Below are 14162 nucleotides of genomic sequence, written 5' to 3' on the forward strand. Positions count from 1 at the left end.
GGGAAGGTAATCCATGACGAACAGTGCCGACATTGATGTTTCGGTGGTCATCCCCTGTTACAATGAAGAGATGAACGCCGGCCCAATTGCGCAGGCCGTCATTGAGCAATTGGAGCCTTTGGGCGTCAGCTTTGACATCATCTTTATCGACAACCATTCGACCGACAACACCGTGCCGATCATCAAGGCGATGTGTCAGCGCGACCCGCGTATTCGCCTGATCGCCAACACGCGTAATTTTGGCCAGATGCGTTCGCCCACCCATGGAATTTATGCGGCCGCGGGGCGCGCGGTCATCGGCATGTGCGCCGATTTTCAGGACAGTCCGGAACTGCTGCCCTATTTCGTGCGTCGTTGGCAAGAAGGCGTCGACATCGTTCTGGGCGTGCGTGAGACGGAGAAATCCGGCCTCATGCTGACCGCGATCCGTGCGCTGTCCTATTGGCTGGCCAAGAATTTCGGCGATTTTCAGACGATTCCCAATGCCACCGGATTTGGCCTGTACAGCCGCCGCGTGGTCGATGCGATCAAGGCGCTGAACGAGCCGGAGCCGTTTTATCGCGGACTTCTGGTGGAAACCGGCTTTCCGCTGGAAACGATCAACTATGTTCGCCCGCCGCGGGTGCGGGGCAAATCGAAGAACAATTTCTTCACCCTGCTCGATTTCGCGATTGCGGGCCTGACGGGGTCGTCCAAACGCCTGCTGCGTGCGCCGCTCTATCTCAGCGTGCTGGGCGCTATCGTGTCCTTCCTGATGCTGGTGGGCGCGGGGATCGCCTTTTTCACCGGGCGTCCGATTGCGGGTTGGCTGATCGGCATGGTGCTTCAGGCGCAATTTGCGCTGATCTTCGGCTTTATGGGCCTGATGGGCGATCATATCCGCCAGATCTCGGAACGCACCCGCGGCACGCCCTTGGTGCTGGAGCGTGAGCGGGTGAATTTTCCAGAGGATTACTGATGATCTCGCGGGATCGGGCGGTGGAGATTGTCCGCTTTCTGGTGGCGGGCGTCATCAACACCGCCTTTGGCTATGGGCTTTATGCCGGTCTGATCTGGCTGGGGCTGGACCGCTATGCGGCGCAGGCGATTGGTTATGTGTTGGGCACGGGGTTCAACTATTTCACCTATTCGCGCGGGGTGTTTACCGGGGCAGGCCCTGCGAAAATGCGCTTTGCGCTGTCCTATGCGGGCAATTACCTTATCAATCTCGCGGGGCTGAAACTGGCCTCGCATTTCATTGCCGATCCCTATCTGGCGGGCGCGGTGACGACCTTTGCGGTCGTGGTGCTCAATTATGCCGTGCTGAAAAGGCTGGTTTTTCGCGCCTGATAAATTGTAAGTAATACGTCTCTTTTTCTCTAGGCAAGGGTAAGCCTGCCAGCTATCCTCCCCACCAGACCCGGACAGACCCAAGGAGCGGACAAACCGCCCAGACCGGAGGAGAGAGGACAAGATGCATATGCAGACGGGGAGAATTGCGCCCTCATCAACCCGCGTGGCACAGGGTGGGTGGTATGCGCTGCTGCTGGTCTGCGCGATGCAATTGCTCAGCCTGCTGGACCGCAACATTCTGGCGATCCTTTCCCCGCGCATCAAACATGATCTGAACATTGGCGACGCGGAAATGGGCCTGCTGTACGGCACGGTCTTTGCACTTTTCTATGCGGTCTTTTCGCTGCCTCTTGGGCGTTTGGCCGATGGCTGGCGGCGGACATGGCTGCTGGCCATCTGCATCGCTTTCTGGTCGCTGGCCACTGGATTGGCCGGGGTCGCCAGCGGATTTGCCTTGCTCGCCCTCTCGCGCCTTGGCGTCGGCATTGGCGAGGCGGCCAGCCAGCCTGCGGGCACCAGCCTGATCTATGACTATTTCCCCAAGGCGCGGCGCGGCCTTGCCATGGCGGTGATGGCGGCGGCAATTGCCATCGGGCTTGGCCTGTCCAGCGTGCTGGGCGGGGTGGCGGCCGATTGGTGGGATGGGCGTTTTTCCGCATCGGGTGCGCCTTTCGCGCTGCGCGGATGGCAGTTCGCTTTCCTGTTGGCGGCTATTCCGGGCTTGCCTTTGGCATGGCTGCTCTCGCGTCTGGCCGAACCGGTGCGCGGGGCGATTGAAGGGATTACGACCCCGCCCGATCCGCGTCCCTTTGCCGCCTCTTTCGAAGTCCTGATGGCGGTCGTGCCCTTTACCAACTGGGTGATGCTGGCGCGGCGAGGGGCCTCGGCGCGGGTGTGGGCGGTCAACCTGTTGGGCACAGCGCTGATCCTTGGCGCGATGGTGGCATTGGCCCGCGCGGGGGCGGCGTTCAGCCCGCGTCCTTTGTTGGGCCTTGGGTTTATCAGCCTGTCGCCGCATACGCTGCAATGGGCGGTGGTGGGGCTGGGCCTGTTTGCCACGCTCAATCTGGTCCAGGCGGTGCGCGTGACCGACCGCCCTGCCTATGCCGTGATGCGCAGCCCTTCATTGATCCTGTGCATCGCGGCGGGATCGTTGCAGAGCATGATCAATTACGGCTGCATGGCCTTCACGCCTGCGTTTCTCATGAAAACCTATCACCTGACGCCTGCGCAGACAGGTCTGCAATTCGGGCTGCTTTCGGCGGCGCTGGGTGTGGTCGGGCCGATGGTGGCCGGGCCGGTGACCGATTGGGCGGGGCAGAAATTGCCCGGTGTGGGGCGCGTGCTGTTGGCTTTGTTCGCGATGGGGGTTTCGCCCTGTCTGGCGGTATGGGTCTATCATGCGCCCGATGCGGGGGGCTTTTATACGCGATTTGTGCTGTACAGTTTTGTGCTGACCATGTGGATGCCGCCGCTTTATGCCGTCATGTATGATCAGGTTCTGCCCCGGATGCGCGGGCTGACGGCCTCGACCTATATCGTGGTGATGACCATCGCAGGGCTGGGCGTTGGGCCATATATTGTGGGGATGATTTCGGACGCCACGCATGGCGATCTGGCGACAGCGATCCTGTCGATCAATTTGGTGGCGGTGCCTTTGGTGCTGGTGCTGATTGCATTGGCCATGCGGGTGAGGGGGGACGAGAGCGCGGTCTTGCTCCGCGCTCTCGCGGCGGGGGAGCCGGTTTAGAGCCATTCGCAATGGCTAGGCATTGCGAATGGCGATAGCCCGCGCGGTGCTTGAGCGTTGTTTTGCGTTCAGCGTAGTCTGAACGCAAAACGCATTACGCCACCCGCCACACCCACAATTTGATGCCCAAGGGATAGCGCGCGCCCGAGCAGATGAAGATCGAGCGGTTCATCCATTCATACGGCCCTTTGGGCGCGATGAATTCGGGCACGGTGCGGAAATAGTATTCCGCCGGATCGACCACCTCGCCCGCGGCCAGCCGTTGCATGACTTCTGGCGGGCCGTGGCGCAGGCCTTTGTTGCGGATCTGGATCACCGCGCCATCGTCGGTTTCGATGGCATAAATCGCATCGGCCACGGTTACGCCATCGGTCCGCGTCAATTGCCAATCGGCGGCATTGCCGATCAGGCGGCCCTTGATCAGCGGCCCTTCGACCCGCCCGCCGCCAATGATGGGAATGATCCGACGCGTGCCGTCATAGGTTTCGCCAATCGGGCGGGGCGGTTCCAGTTCGCCGGTGGCTTCATAAACGAATTCCAGTTCAGGCTTGATCATCCATTCTCTCCCATTTTGTTATGGAGGATAGCGCTGTGCCAGATGCGTGCAAGCGCGGGGTGGCAAATTTGCGGCCAAGCGCTTATGGGCGGGGCATGATCCGTCTTTCTGACCTTGCCCTGCCGCTCAATCACACGCCTCAAGAACTGGACGATGCCGTCGTCCAAAGGCTGGGTGTTGCGCCCGAACGTATCCTGCGCAAGGTGATGGTCCGGCGCGGGAATGATGCGCGCAAGAAGAATGCGATCAAGCTGGTCTATGTCTTTGACATCGAACTGGATGATGAGGCCGAGGTGCTGGCGCGGTTCGATGGCGACAGCCATATCCGCCCTGCGCCCGATACGGCCTATCGCCCGCCGGTGGTGGCGCCGGAGGGCTGGGACGGGACGCGCCCGGTGGTGATTGGTGCCGGACCTTGCGGCTTGCTGGCGGCGCTGATTCTGGCCGAAATGGGTTTGAAGCCGATCATCATCGAACGCGGCAAGGCGGTGCGCGAGCGCACCAAGGACACATGGGCGCTGTGGCGCAAGCATCAGTTGACGCCGGAATCGAACGTCCAGTTTGGCGAGGGCGGGGCCGGGACGTTCTCCGACGGTAAACTCTACAGCCGCATCAAGGACCCGCGCCATCTTTCGCGCAAGGTGTTGACCGAGTTTGTGAAAGCGGGCGCGCCCGACGATATTCTGTACGAGGCCCACCCTCATATCGGCACGTTCCGTCTGGTGACGATGGTCATTTCCATGCGCGAGACGATCGAGGCGCTGGGCGGGGAATATCGTTTCAAGACCCGCGTCGCCGATTTCGACATCAAGGACGGCGCGCTGGCCGGGCTGCATCTGGTCAGCACGGAGGATGGGGCGGAGAGCTATCTGCCCGCCACGCATTGCATCCTTGCCCCCGGCCATTCCAGCCGCGACACGTTCGAAGTGCTGCACAAGCGCAACGTGTTCATGGAGGCTAAGCCCTTTGCCATCGGCGTGCGTATCGAACATCCGCAAAGCTGGGTGGACAAGGCGCGCTATGGCGCCTGTGCGGGGCATCCGGTGTTGGGGGCTGCGGCCTATGCCATTTCGCATCAGGCGTCGAACGGGCGCGCGGTCTACAGCTTCTGCATGTGTCCGGGCGGGCGCGTGGTGGCCGCCACCAGCGAGGAAGGCCGCGTCGTCACCAATGGCATGAGCCAATATTCGCGTGCCGAATTCAACGCCAATTCGGGCCTTGTCGTCACGGTCGATCCGGGCAAGGACTATCCCGCAGACCCGCTGGCGGGCATTGAATTTCAACGCAAATGGGAAAGTCTGGCCTTTACGGCGGGCGGCGGCGATTATTGCGCGCCGGGGCAGAAGGTGGGCGACTTGCTGGCGGGGCGTGCGTCTTCGGGCGAGTTTGGCGCGGTGAAGCCATCCTATCAACCCGGCGTGAAACTGACCGACCTGTCGGCCTGTTTGCCCGATTATGTGATCGATGCCATCCGTGAGGCTTTGCCGGTCTTTGGCCGTCAGATCCCGATGTATGACCATCCCGATGTGATCATGACCGGCGTGGAAACCCGCACATCTTCGCCGCTGCGCATCACGCGGGGCAAGGATTTCCAGTCTCTCAACACGCGCGGGCTTTATCCGGCGGGTGAGGGGGCGGGCTATGCTGGCGGTATTTTGTCGGCGGCGGTCGATGGGATTAAAGTGGCGGAGGCTTTGGCGGTGGAGGTTTTGAAGGAAGGTTAGGGTTTGCCTCCGGCGGGCAAAGGGACTTGTCCCTTTGCAATCCCGAAAATGGGGTGAACAATGGCATCGCCGCGCCGCAGGCAGAATTGAAAAGCCTGCGGCGCGGCGGCCCTAGCGCTATGGCCGAACCAATCGCGCAACGCATACAGTAATGGGAGCGCGAGGGGTCTAGACCCTCGTATATCCCCCCTTTCTTCTGGAAAACTAGGGGCACAGCCCTTTGCCCAAAGCGCCCCACACGCTACTAGGCCAACCGTGACTGCATCCATCATCATAGGCGAAGAATCGAACGGCAAACCTGTGCCGATCGACATCGAAGAACTGCTGGCCACGCGCCTGTTGGTGCAGGGCAATTCGGGTTCGGGCAAATCGCATCTTTTGCGCCGCTTGCTGGAGGAATCCGCGCCGCTGGTGCAACAGGTCGTGGTCGATCCAGAGGGCGATTTCGTCACTCTGGCCGAACCGTTCGGGCATATTGTGGTGGACGGCGCGGCTTATAATACCAATGACTTGGTACGCCTTGCCAACCGCGTGCGTCAACATCGCGCCAGTGTCGTTCTGGCGCTCGATGGGCTGGAGATCGAAGCCCAGATGCGCTGCGCCGCCACCTTTCTCAACGCTTTGTTCGATGCCCCGCGTGAGATCTGGTACCCCGCGCTGGTGGTGGTGGACGAGGCGCAGATGTTCGCCCCTGCCGCCGCTGGCGAGGTGACGGATGAGGTGCGTCGCCTCTCGCTTTCGGCCATGACCAATTTGATGTGTCGCGGGCGCAAGCGCGGCCTGGCGGGCATCATCGCCACCCAGCGTCTGGCCAAACTGGCAAAGAATGTCGCCGCCGAAGCGTCGAATTTTCTGATGGGCCGCACTTTCCTCGACATTGACATGCAGCGCGCCGCCGACCTGTTGGGCATGGAGCGGCGTCAGGCCGAAAGCATCCGTGACCTGCAACGCGGACAGTTTTTGGCGCTTGGCCCGGCGATCACGCGGCGGCCTTTGTCGGTCCGCATCGGCGGGGTCCAGACGCGCAGCCGCGCTGTTTCCACCGGCCTTTTGCCCCCGCCCAGCGTCACGGGCGACGATCTCCACGCCTTGCTCCACGCCGCGCCGACGGCCGAGGAACTGGCGGCGGAGGAAACCCCGCTGCTCGCCGGTCTGCCGCGTCCCGATGCCAGCGAATTGATGGATCAGATCAGCACCTATGTCATGGCCCCCGCGCCGGGCGAGGAACCGCTGGTCGATGACAGCGGACCCAACCTGTTTTCCGCCGCCAGCGTTCCCGCGCCGCCCAGCCTGCCGCCTGATGAAGTGCAGGCGATCATGGCGACGATCATGGAAGACATCACCGCCGAGCGTGATTGCACCTATCAGCCGATTTCATCGCTGTTTCAGGATTTTACCACTCGCTGCCGGATGAAGAAGATCGGCCAGCATGTGGGCGATGCCACCCAATTCCGTCGCCGCTTTGCTCTGGCCGTGGCGGGTATCTATCGCCCCACGGACGAGGAATGGGCGCCGCTTTTGCAATTGTCGCGCAGCGTGCCGGATGATCTGCTCACGCCCTTCCTTGTCATCGCCCGCGCCGCGATGGATGAGGCGCCGTGCCCGGATGATGAAACGCTGGCGCGCGCCTATGGCACCAGTTCGCCCGGTCGTATCCGGCGATTGCTGGAGCATCTGGAGAAGTCGAACCTGATCGTGGTCAAGACGGATTACAGCGGGCGCCGGTCGATCGGCATTCCGGATCTGGGCGTTTCGACGGCGGCGGTTTAGAAATTAGCAGATATGCGAGGGACTCGTCCCTCGCGCTCCCATTAATGTCTTCGTTGCGTATCGGGTTCGACCCTACCTGTCGGATGCGGCGTTCAAAATTAAAGCCTGCGGTGCCTATCATAGCGCCGCAGGCTTTATTGTTTCGACCAATACAAAGGGGGCGAATTAACAACCACCCCGATATCGGGATTGCCAAGGGACCGAGTCCCTTGGCCCGCCGGAGGCATAAGGCCTCCGATCAAACCTCAGCGCCGACGCGCCTTGGTATCAACGTTCTCGCGCAGCGGATCGAACTGCGAAGCACCGGTTGCAGTGGTCAGACGTGGGCGGCCATGCTGTTCACGACGTTCGGCGCGGGCGCGGTCGCCGTCACGCTGGGTGCGCGAACGCTGGCCATCGCGGGGCGTGTCGCGACCGGCCATGGGGCGACGGTCATTGTTGCGACGGCTTTCTTCGCGGCGACCGCCTTCACGACGCTGACCACCATCACGGCCACCATCACGGCGACCTTCACCCTGCGAACGGCCTCCGTTTGTCGGCGGATTGCCGCGCTTGGCGGGGGCGGGCAGGCGGGCAGCTTCCTTTTGGAAATCAGCGGGCAGCGGCAAAGGCGACAGCTTAACACCGGTCAGGCGCTCGATCCCACGGATGTAGGGACGTTCATCCTCGGCGATCAGGCTGATGGCGATGCCATCGGCGCCGGCGCGCGCGGTGCGGCCGATGCGGTGAACATATTGTTCGGCCACGTTGGGGATTTCAAAGTTGAACACGTGGGAAACGCCCGAAACGTCGATCCCGCGCGCGGCAATATCCGTGGCGACCAGAACCTTGACCGTGCCGTCACGGAAACCCTTGAGGGCGGCGGTGCGCTGGGCCTGGCTCTTTTCGCCGTGGATGGCGGCGGCGGGGATACCCGCAGGCGTCAGGAAGCGCACAACGCGGTCCGCGCCATGCTTGGTGCGGGTGAACACGATGGTGCGGTCGATGCGGTCGGGCGCGCCTTCTTCCTTGGCCAGACCGTCACGCAGCAGGATCGTCAGCAGGGCCTGCTTTTCGGACTGGTTGATGAAGATCGAGCGTTGCTCAACGCGTTCGGCGGTGGTCGATTGCGGGGCAACTTCGACCTTGACCGGGTTCTGGATGAACTGCTTGCCCAGTTCTTCGATCGCCTGCGGCATGGTGGCGCTGAAGAACAGGCTCTGGCGGTTGGGCGGCAGCAGGCGGGCAACGCGCTTCAAGGGCACGATAAAGCCCAGATCCATCATCTGGTCGGCTTCATCGAGAACGAAGATTTCAACGTCACGCAGCGTCAGAGCGCGCTGATCAATGAGGTCGAGCAGGCGGCCCGGCGTCGCAACCAGCACATCGCAACCCGGCACCAGAGCGCGGGCCTGCTTGCCCGCCGGGATGCCGCCAAAGATGCACTGGATGTTCAGGCTGACATACTTGGCATAGCCGCGCATGTTGTCGGCAATCTGGGCCGCCAGTTCGCGCGTGGGGCTGAGCACCAGCATGCGGCACGAGGCGGCTTTGCGCGGCTTGGGATCGTTGATCAGGCGGTGCAGCGAAGGCAGCGCAAAGGCCGCCGTCTTGCCGGTGCCGGTCTGGGCCAGACCCAGCAGGTCGCGGCCTTCGATCAGGGCGGGGATTGATTGGCGCTGAATCGGGGTGGGGTCGCTATAACCCTTGGTTTCGAGCGCACGCAGCAGGGGTTCGGCAAGGCCAAGCTCGGAAAAATACGACATGGGATACTTTCAAACAGGCTTCACAGCGCACACCAGCGTAAGCGGCGCGGCAAGCAGGGCACTAAAAAGCGCGACCCTGCGTGAGGAGGAAGCGAAAAACGGACTGCAAATCCGTGAGATCCGGGGCGGGTGGCCATAAATGGCTGCCCTCACGCTGCCCGGTCCTGCGCACTGCCTCATGCGGCGCGCCGACTTGCTTGGATATGTCCCTTATAGCAACAATGGCCATCTGCCAAGTTTTTTGCGCAGTGCAGCAAAATGCATACGAAAAAGGGCCGATCTTTCGACCGGCCCCAGTCATGCGTGGAGGCGCATGGAAAATTGTAAGATCAGGCCAGCTTCCAGGTCATCGGCACCGTCAGCGTGGTCGGGCCGGCCGGCGGGGCGGGAACCTTGCCCACCTTGGCGGGGACCGAGAGGGCTTCCTTGTCGAGGATGGCCGAGCCCGAACCTGCGACCAGTTCCGCCTTTTGCACCGCGCCGTCCGCGCCGATATAGACCTTGACCCTGGCGGTGCCTTCATCGCCGCGCATCTGGGCGGTCGAAGGATAGGTCTGCTTGGCCGCGAAAAGGTTGGTGACCGAGCGGGTCCATTCGGGCGATTGGGCAAATGCCGAAGTGCTGAACAAAACAGTTCCGGCAATGCCGATGGCGATATTGGTGATGAACTTGGTCATGAGCGGGTCTTTCTCTTTCCAGCTAATCTCTTGATGAAACTGTTTTCGCATCAATTGGATAAGATCAGGCTGAAATTTATGCTTTGTCTTTTTGTTCCGTGGTCTTAGGTGGTTTGCCCTAAGCTTTAGAACTCGGACCAATCATCCTCGATTTTCAATGCCGTCGCCCCCATGGTCGGGGCCGGGGCAGGCGAGCGACGCGAAGAAAATGACGGAAGCGAAAGGTCGCTGTTACCACCAGGCATGCGCGTAACCGGCGGCGCGATTTCGGCAGGGCGCGCCATGTTGCGCGTCATCTGAAACCGGCGCAGCTTTTCCACCAGACCCTGCGTTTCACCCGAAAGGCTGTGCGTGCTGGCGGTGCTTTGTTCGACCATGGACGCATTTTGCTGGGTAAACTGATCCATCGACGTCATCATGGCCGAAATTTCCTCGACATTGGACGACTGACGCTGGGCGGCTTCGGCAATCTGTTCGACCAGTTCGGAAATTTGCGAAACTTCGCCCACAATCTGACGCAGAGCATCGCCGCTGGCGCTGGCCAGAGCGACGCCGGTCGATACCTGTTCGTTCGATGTGGTGATCAGCGCGCGAATGTCCTTGGCCGCGTCAGCGCTGCGCTGGGCAAGGGCGCGCACTTCATTGGCGACCACGGCAAAGCCCTTACCCGCATCGCCTGCACGGGCCGCTTCGACCCCTGCGTTGAGCGCCAGCAGGTTGGTCTGGAACGCGATGCCGTCGATGACTCCGACGATTTCGGCCATTTCGCGGCTGCTGGCTTCGATGGCCTGAAGGCCGTGGACGGCCTGTTCGGCTTGCTGGTCCGCGGCTTCGGCGGTGTTGCGGGCCACGGCAAGGCGGCTGCTGGTCTGGCGGGCATTGTCGGCGGTGACGCGCACGGTGCCGCTGAATTCGTTGAGCGTGCGGCTGGTTTCGGCAATCGAGCTGGCCTGATGTTCGGTGCGGCGGGCAAGGTCGCCGCTGGCCGCCGCGATTTCGTCGGTGCCGCGGCGGATGGCGTCGCAACCATCGACGATTTCGCCCATGACCTTGGCCAACTGGCCGACGGCTTCGTTGAAATTGACGTGCAATTGGCCAAGGCCGCCCGCGCCATTTTCCGGCACGCGATGAGTCAGATTGCCGCGCGCCAGTTCAGAAAGGCCCGAACCGATGGCGTCAATCGTAGCCTGCGTTTCGCGGGCGCGTTCCAGCTCCGCCGCCGTGCGTTGTTGATCGGCGGCGAACAGCGCCTTGAAACTGTCCAGTGCGCGAGCAAGGCGGCCCACTTCATCCTGACGGCCTAGGCCGGGAATGGACACATGCATGTCGCCATCGACCAGACGGCCTACCGCTTCACTGATCCGCGCCACGGGGCGCGCAATCGTGGTCATCATCAGGCCCATCAGACCCAGGGCGACGGCAAGCCCGCCCACAACGGCGCCGATGATGACTTTACGGCTCTGATCGTAAATGGCGGCGGAATGGGCCGATGCGGCATTGGCCCCCTTGGTGTTCAGATCAATCAAGGCCAGCAGATCATCCTCGACCGTATAGAAAGCGGTCAATGAATCGCCGTCGAACATGGCCTTGGCGCCCGCCGCATCGGTGTCGGAAAGGCGGAGCAATTGTTCATTCTGTCCCAGATAGTTTTGCCAATCGCCCTTCAATTTATCAAACGCGGCCTTTTCTTCGGGCGTCTGGCTCAATTTGGCGGCGTCTTGCATACGGGTGTCGATGGCGGTTTGCGCCGCGCGCATCAATTTTGCCTGACGGGTCTTCATGCCTTCGGATGTGGCGCCGACATGGGCGCTCTGTTTGATGCGATATTGCGAAACAAAGGCATGGACGTCGCCCAGGGCCTGCGATCCGGGCAGCCAGCGTTCGCGCAATTCGGTCGAGATCGCGTTGACCTCGCCCAGCTTGACGACGGCAAAAGACCCCATGGCGGCCATGACCGCCAACAGGATGGTAAACGCAGCCAGAAACTTGGCCGAAATGCCCATACGCAACAAGGTTATTCTCCCCGCGGCAAATTGTAAAAATTGCGACGGGTTTATTTTCTCGCAATTTAGTCAGCATTTGGGCTTATGCCCTAATCCGAAATCTTACCTATGATCGCGGCGGGAATTGCGAAATTCGGTTTACATTCCACAGGCGATTGTCGCCCGCCGCGCGCTGGTATAGGGCGCTGAATATGACTGCCAGCCTTATCATTCGCCCCGCATGCGCGCAGGATGTTCCAGCGCTTGCGGCCCTTAAACTGCATTGTTTCCGTGATACGTTCGGACCGACGGGCTTTGCCATACCCTATCCGCCGGCTGATCTGGCCGTGTTCGAGGTGGATTCCTATGGTGAAGAAACCGTCGCGCGCGAATTGGCCGATGAAACCCATCGGACATGGGTTGCGCAAGACGGTCAAGGCGCTCTGGTCGCCTATGTCCATATCGGGCCGAGCAAATTGCCCCACCCGGAACGGGCCGATGGTGATGGCGAACTTTACCAACTCTATCTGCGGCGCGAGGTGCAGGGCGCGGGGCTGGGCAAGCAATTGCTCGATCTGGCGCTGGAGGAATTGACCTCTTGGGGACGCCCGATCTGGATTGGCGTGTGGCAGGGCAATCTCAAAGCCCAGCATGTCTATGCCAGCCGTGGTTTTGAAATCGTGGGTGAGTACAGGTTCGCCGTGGGCGACTGGCGCGACGAAGAATTCATCATGCGCCGCAAGTAAATGAAAAGGGCGGGATTTCGGTCCCGCCCTTTTCCGTATCAGAAACCGCGGGCAACGCCCTCGCGGCGCGGGTCGGCCCCGCCTTCATAGCCCTTGGCCCGGCGCACAATGACGTGCAGGCCCGAATTTTCACCACGCGCCGTCAACAAAGGCAGGCCCTTGGCCGCCAGAGCGTCGGCAATCGGCGTTGGGAACGTGTCGGCGCTGTAAACATCGCCGCGCGCCACCAGATTGGGCAGGCTGATCGCATCCTGCGGCTTCATCCCCCAATCGAGCAGTCCGACCAGAGCCTTGATATTATAAGCAATGATTGCATTTCCGCCGGGCGAACCCAGCGCCATTTCAAAGTCACGCTTGGGGTTCAGCACGATGGCGGGCGCCATGCTGGAACGCGGGCGCTTGCCCGGCGCGACCGCATTGGCGGCGGGCGTGCCGTCCTTGTCGGTCGTGCTGAAAGAGAAGTCGGTGAGCTGGTTGTTGAGGAAGAAACCGTCAACCATGCGGCCCGAACCAAAGATGCTTTCGACCGTGGTGGTCATCGACACGACGTTACCCTGTGCGTCAACGATCACCATATGGGTGGTGCCGCCCGGTTCGTGCGTCGCGTCCACGCCAACCTTGGGCGCATCCTTGGGGATGCCATAGGTGACGGGCTGGATCGTTTCACCGATCAGCTTGGCGCGCTCGGCGATGTAATCGGGCGCCAGCAGACCCTTGGGGAAGGGCACGAAGGCTGGGTCGCCTTCGTAACGATCACGGTCGGCATAGGCCAGACGGCTCGCCTGTGCGATTTCCAGCCAGCCCTTGGGGTCCTGCGCATTGCGCGTGGCAATGTCGGTGTGCGCCAGCAGGCCCATCGCTTCCTGAACCGCGACGCCGCCCGAAGGCGCCTGCGGGGTGCAGATGATATGGGTGCGATAGGGCATGCACAGCCCCTGCGTCTTGCGCGGCTTATACGCGGCAAGGTCGGCCAGCGTCATCGTGCTGGGCAAAGTGCCGGTGGTCACCTTGGCGACAATCTTTTCCGCGATCGGGCCGGTCAACAGCCCCTTTGAACCCTGCATCGCAATGCGGTTCAGCGTGGCGGCATAGGCCTTGTTCACGATATGCTCGCCGGCCTGATAGGGGGTGCCGTCGGCCTTGTGGAAATAGGCCTGCGCATCGGCGCCCTTGGCCTGCGGGGCCTGACTGACGATGGCGCGGGCCAGCTTGCCCGTCACTTCAAAACCATTGCTGGCCAGCTTGTGTGCTTCGCCGAACAACTGGTGCCATTTCAGGCGGCCATGTTCCTTTTGCGCCATTTCCAGCATGGCAATCGCGCCCGGAACGCCCGTGGCAATCCCGCCCACCACGGCCACGGGGAAGGGCAGCAGCTTACCATCGGGGCCATAGAACTGCTTGGGGCTTGCGCCCTTGGGGGCGACTTCGCGCCCGTCATAGGCGGTGACCTGCTTGGTCTTGGCGTCATAGAACAGCATGAACGAGCCGCCGCCCAGCCCCGAACTTTCCGGTTCGACCAGACCCAGCACGGCCTGTACCGCGACCGCCGCGTCCACCGCGCTGCCGCCCTTTTGCAGGATGCGCAGACCAGTTTGCACCGCCAGCGGATTGGCCGCCGAAATCATTGCATGGGTGGCAAAGCCTGCCTTGGCGTCACCCTGCGCCGGGGCGACAGTGATCGGGGCGGGGGTGATCGGGGCGGGCGCCTTGGCGATAGCGTCCATGGGCATGGCCGACAGAGCGAGTGCGGCGGCGCCGAGGCGGAAAAGCGTGCGGCTGGAAAGCATTGCAGACAAGATGATACTCCGGGACTTCAATCTGTGGGGGTGTGTGTTTGCGCTTTGGCGGGCAATGTCAAAGGGCCTTTTTACTGACATGGA

At 61.8% G+C, this 14162-nt stretch carries 11 protein-coding genes; 6 read left to right on the forward strand and 5 right to left on the reverse strand.

The window, feature by feature from the left end:
• The first annotated feature begins 13 nt into the window (after positions 1 to 13).
• The 3 genes from ACZ9HU_RS05290 (at position 14) to ACZ9HU_RS05300 (ending at position 3082) form a co-directional block, all read left to right on the forward strand.
• Positions 14 to 958 (forward strand): glycosyltransferase family 2 protein, encoded by a 945-nt coding sequence (locus ACZ9HU_RS05290; protein WP_476103135.1) that lies wholly within the window; start codon positions 14 to 16, stop codon positions 956 to 958.
• Positions 958 to 1329, forward strand: coding sequence for a GtrA family protein (locus ACZ9HU_RS05295; RefSeq protein ID WP_476103138.1), 372 nt, complete (start codon positions 958 to 960; stop codon positions 1327 to 1329). The genes ACZ9HU_RS05290 and ACZ9HU_RS05295 overlap by 1 nt, the downstream gene beginning before the upstream one ends.
• 124 nt (positions 1330 to 1453) lie before the next feature.
• On the forward strand, positions 1454 to 3082 hold the full coding sequence (locus ACZ9HU_RS05300; protein WP_476103141.1) for an MFS transporter: 1629 nt from the start codon (positions 1454 to 1456) through the stop codon (positions 3080 to 3082).
• Positions 3083 to 3176: 94 nt separating this feature from the next.
• Here the strand turns inward: ACZ9HU_RS05300 and ACZ9HU_RS05305 are convergent, their stop codons facing one another.
• Complete coding sequence (locus ACZ9HU_RS05305; protein WP_476103145.1) at positions 3177 to 3638, reverse strand: DUF3237 domain-containing protein; 462 nt, start codon at positions 3636 to 3638, stop codon at positions 3177 to 3179.
• A gap of 95 nt (positions 3639 to 3733) precedes the next feature.
• Here ACZ9HU_RS05305 and ACZ9HU_RS05310 point away from each other — a divergent pair, with 95 nt between their 5' ends.
• Positions 3734 to 5362 carry an NAD(P)/FAD-dependent oxidoreductase gene (locus ACZ9HU_RS05310; RefSeq protein ID WP_476103147.1) on the forward strand — a complete coding sequence of 543 codons (1629 nt, stop codon included), beginning with the start codon at positions 3734 to 3736 and terminating at the stop codon, positions 5360 to 5362.
• Between the two features lie 255 nt (positions 5363 to 5617).
• Positions 5618 to 7132: a helicase HerA domain-containing protein gene (locus ACZ9HU_RS05315; protein WP_476103149.1), complete on the forward strand. Its 1515-nt coding sequence runs from the start codon at positions 5618 to 5620 to the stop codon at positions 7130 to 7132.
• A 245-nt stretch (positions 7133 to 7377) separates the two neighbouring features.
• On the opposite strand, the gene ACZ9HU_RS05320 is transcribed toward ACZ9HU_RS05315, so the two are convergent.
• The 3 genes from ACZ9HU_RS05320 to ACZ9HU_RS05330 form a co-directional block, all read right to left on the reverse strand.
• Positions 7378 to 8877 (reverse strand): DEAD/DEAH box helicase, encoded by a 1500-nt coding sequence (locus tag ACZ9HU_RS05320; RefSeq protein ID WP_476103152.1) that lies wholly within the window; start codon positions 8875 to 8877, stop codon positions 7378 to 7380.
• A gap of 329 nt (positions 8878 to 9206) precedes the next feature.
• A complete protein-coding gene (locus ACZ9HU_RS05325) occupies positions 9207 to 9554 on the reverse strand; it encodes an energy transducer TonB family protein (protein ID WP_476103154.1) in 348 nt (115 codons plus the stop codon).
• Between the two features lie 125 nt (positions 9555 to 9679).
• On the reverse strand, positions 9680 to 11557 hold the full coding sequence (locus ACZ9HU_RS05330) for a methyl-accepting chemotaxis protein (protein ID WP_476103669.1): 1878 nt from the start codon (positions 11555 to 11557) through the stop codon (positions 9680 to 9682).
• Between the two features lie 191 nt (positions 11558 to 11748).
• On the opposite strand from ACZ9HU_RS05330, the gene ACZ9HU_RS05335 reads away from it, so the two are divergent.
• Positions 11749 to 12282, forward strand: coding sequence for an N-acetyltransferase family protein (locus ACZ9HU_RS05335; RefSeq protein ID WP_476103156.1), 534 nt, complete (start codon positions 11749 to 11751; stop codon positions 12280 to 12282).
• Between the two features lie 38 nt (positions 12283 to 12320).
• Here ACZ9HU_RS05335 and ACZ9HU_RS05340 read toward each other — a convergent pair whose 3' ends face one another.
• Positions 12321 to 14069, reverse strand: a complete 1749-nt coding sequence (locus ACZ9HU_RS05340) for a gamma-glutamyltransferase family protein (RefSeq protein ID WP_476103671.1) — start codon at positions 14067 to 14069, stop codon at positions 12321 to 12323.
• Between the last annotated feature and the right edge of the window lie 93 nt (positions 14070 to 14162).

The sequence above is a fragment of the Novosphingobium sp. Sphag1I genome, from assembly GCF_056279125.1.

Coding starts and splice junctions, on each gene's coding strand:
- ACZ9HU_RS05290 (WP_476103135.1), top strand. CDS start 14: ATGACGAACAGTGCCGACATTGATGTTTCGGTGGTCATCCCCTGTTAC.
- ACZ9HU_RS05295 (WP_476103138.1), top strand. CDS start 958: ATGATCTCGCGGGATCGGGCGGTGGAGATTGTCCGCTTTCTGGTGGCG.
- ACZ9HU_RS05300 (WP_476103141.1), top strand. CDS start 1,454: ATGCATATGCAGACGGGGAGAATTGCGCCCTCATCAACCCGCGTGGCA.
- ACZ9HU_RS05305 (WP_476103145.1), bottom strand. CDS start 3,638: ATGATCAAGCCTGAACTGGAATTCGTTTATGAAGCCACCGGCGAACTG.
- ACZ9HU_RS05310 (WP_476103147.1), top strand. CDS start 3,734: ATGATCCGTCTTTCTGACCTTGCCCTGCCGCTCAATCACACGCCTCAA.
- ACZ9HU_RS05320 (WP_476103152.1), bottom strand. CDS start 8,877: ATGTCGTATTTTTCCGAGCTTGGCCTTGCCGAACCCCTGCTGCGTGCG.
- ACZ9HU_RS05325 (WP_476103154.1), bottom strand. CDS start 9,554: ATGACCAAGTTCATCACCAATATCGCCATCGGCATTGCCGGAACTGTT.
- ACZ9HU_RS05330 (WP_476103669.1), bottom strand. CDS start 11,557: ATGGGCATTTCGGCCAAGTTTCTGGCTGCGTTTACCATCCTGTTGGCG.
- ACZ9HU_RS05335 (WP_476103156.1), top strand. CDS start 11,749: ATGACTGCCAGCCTTATCATTCGCCCCGCATGCGCGCAGGATGTTCCA.
- ACZ9HU_RS05340 (WP_476103671.1), bottom strand. CDS start 14,069: ATGCTTTCCAGCCGCACGCTTTTCCGCCTCGGCGCCGCCGCACTCGCT.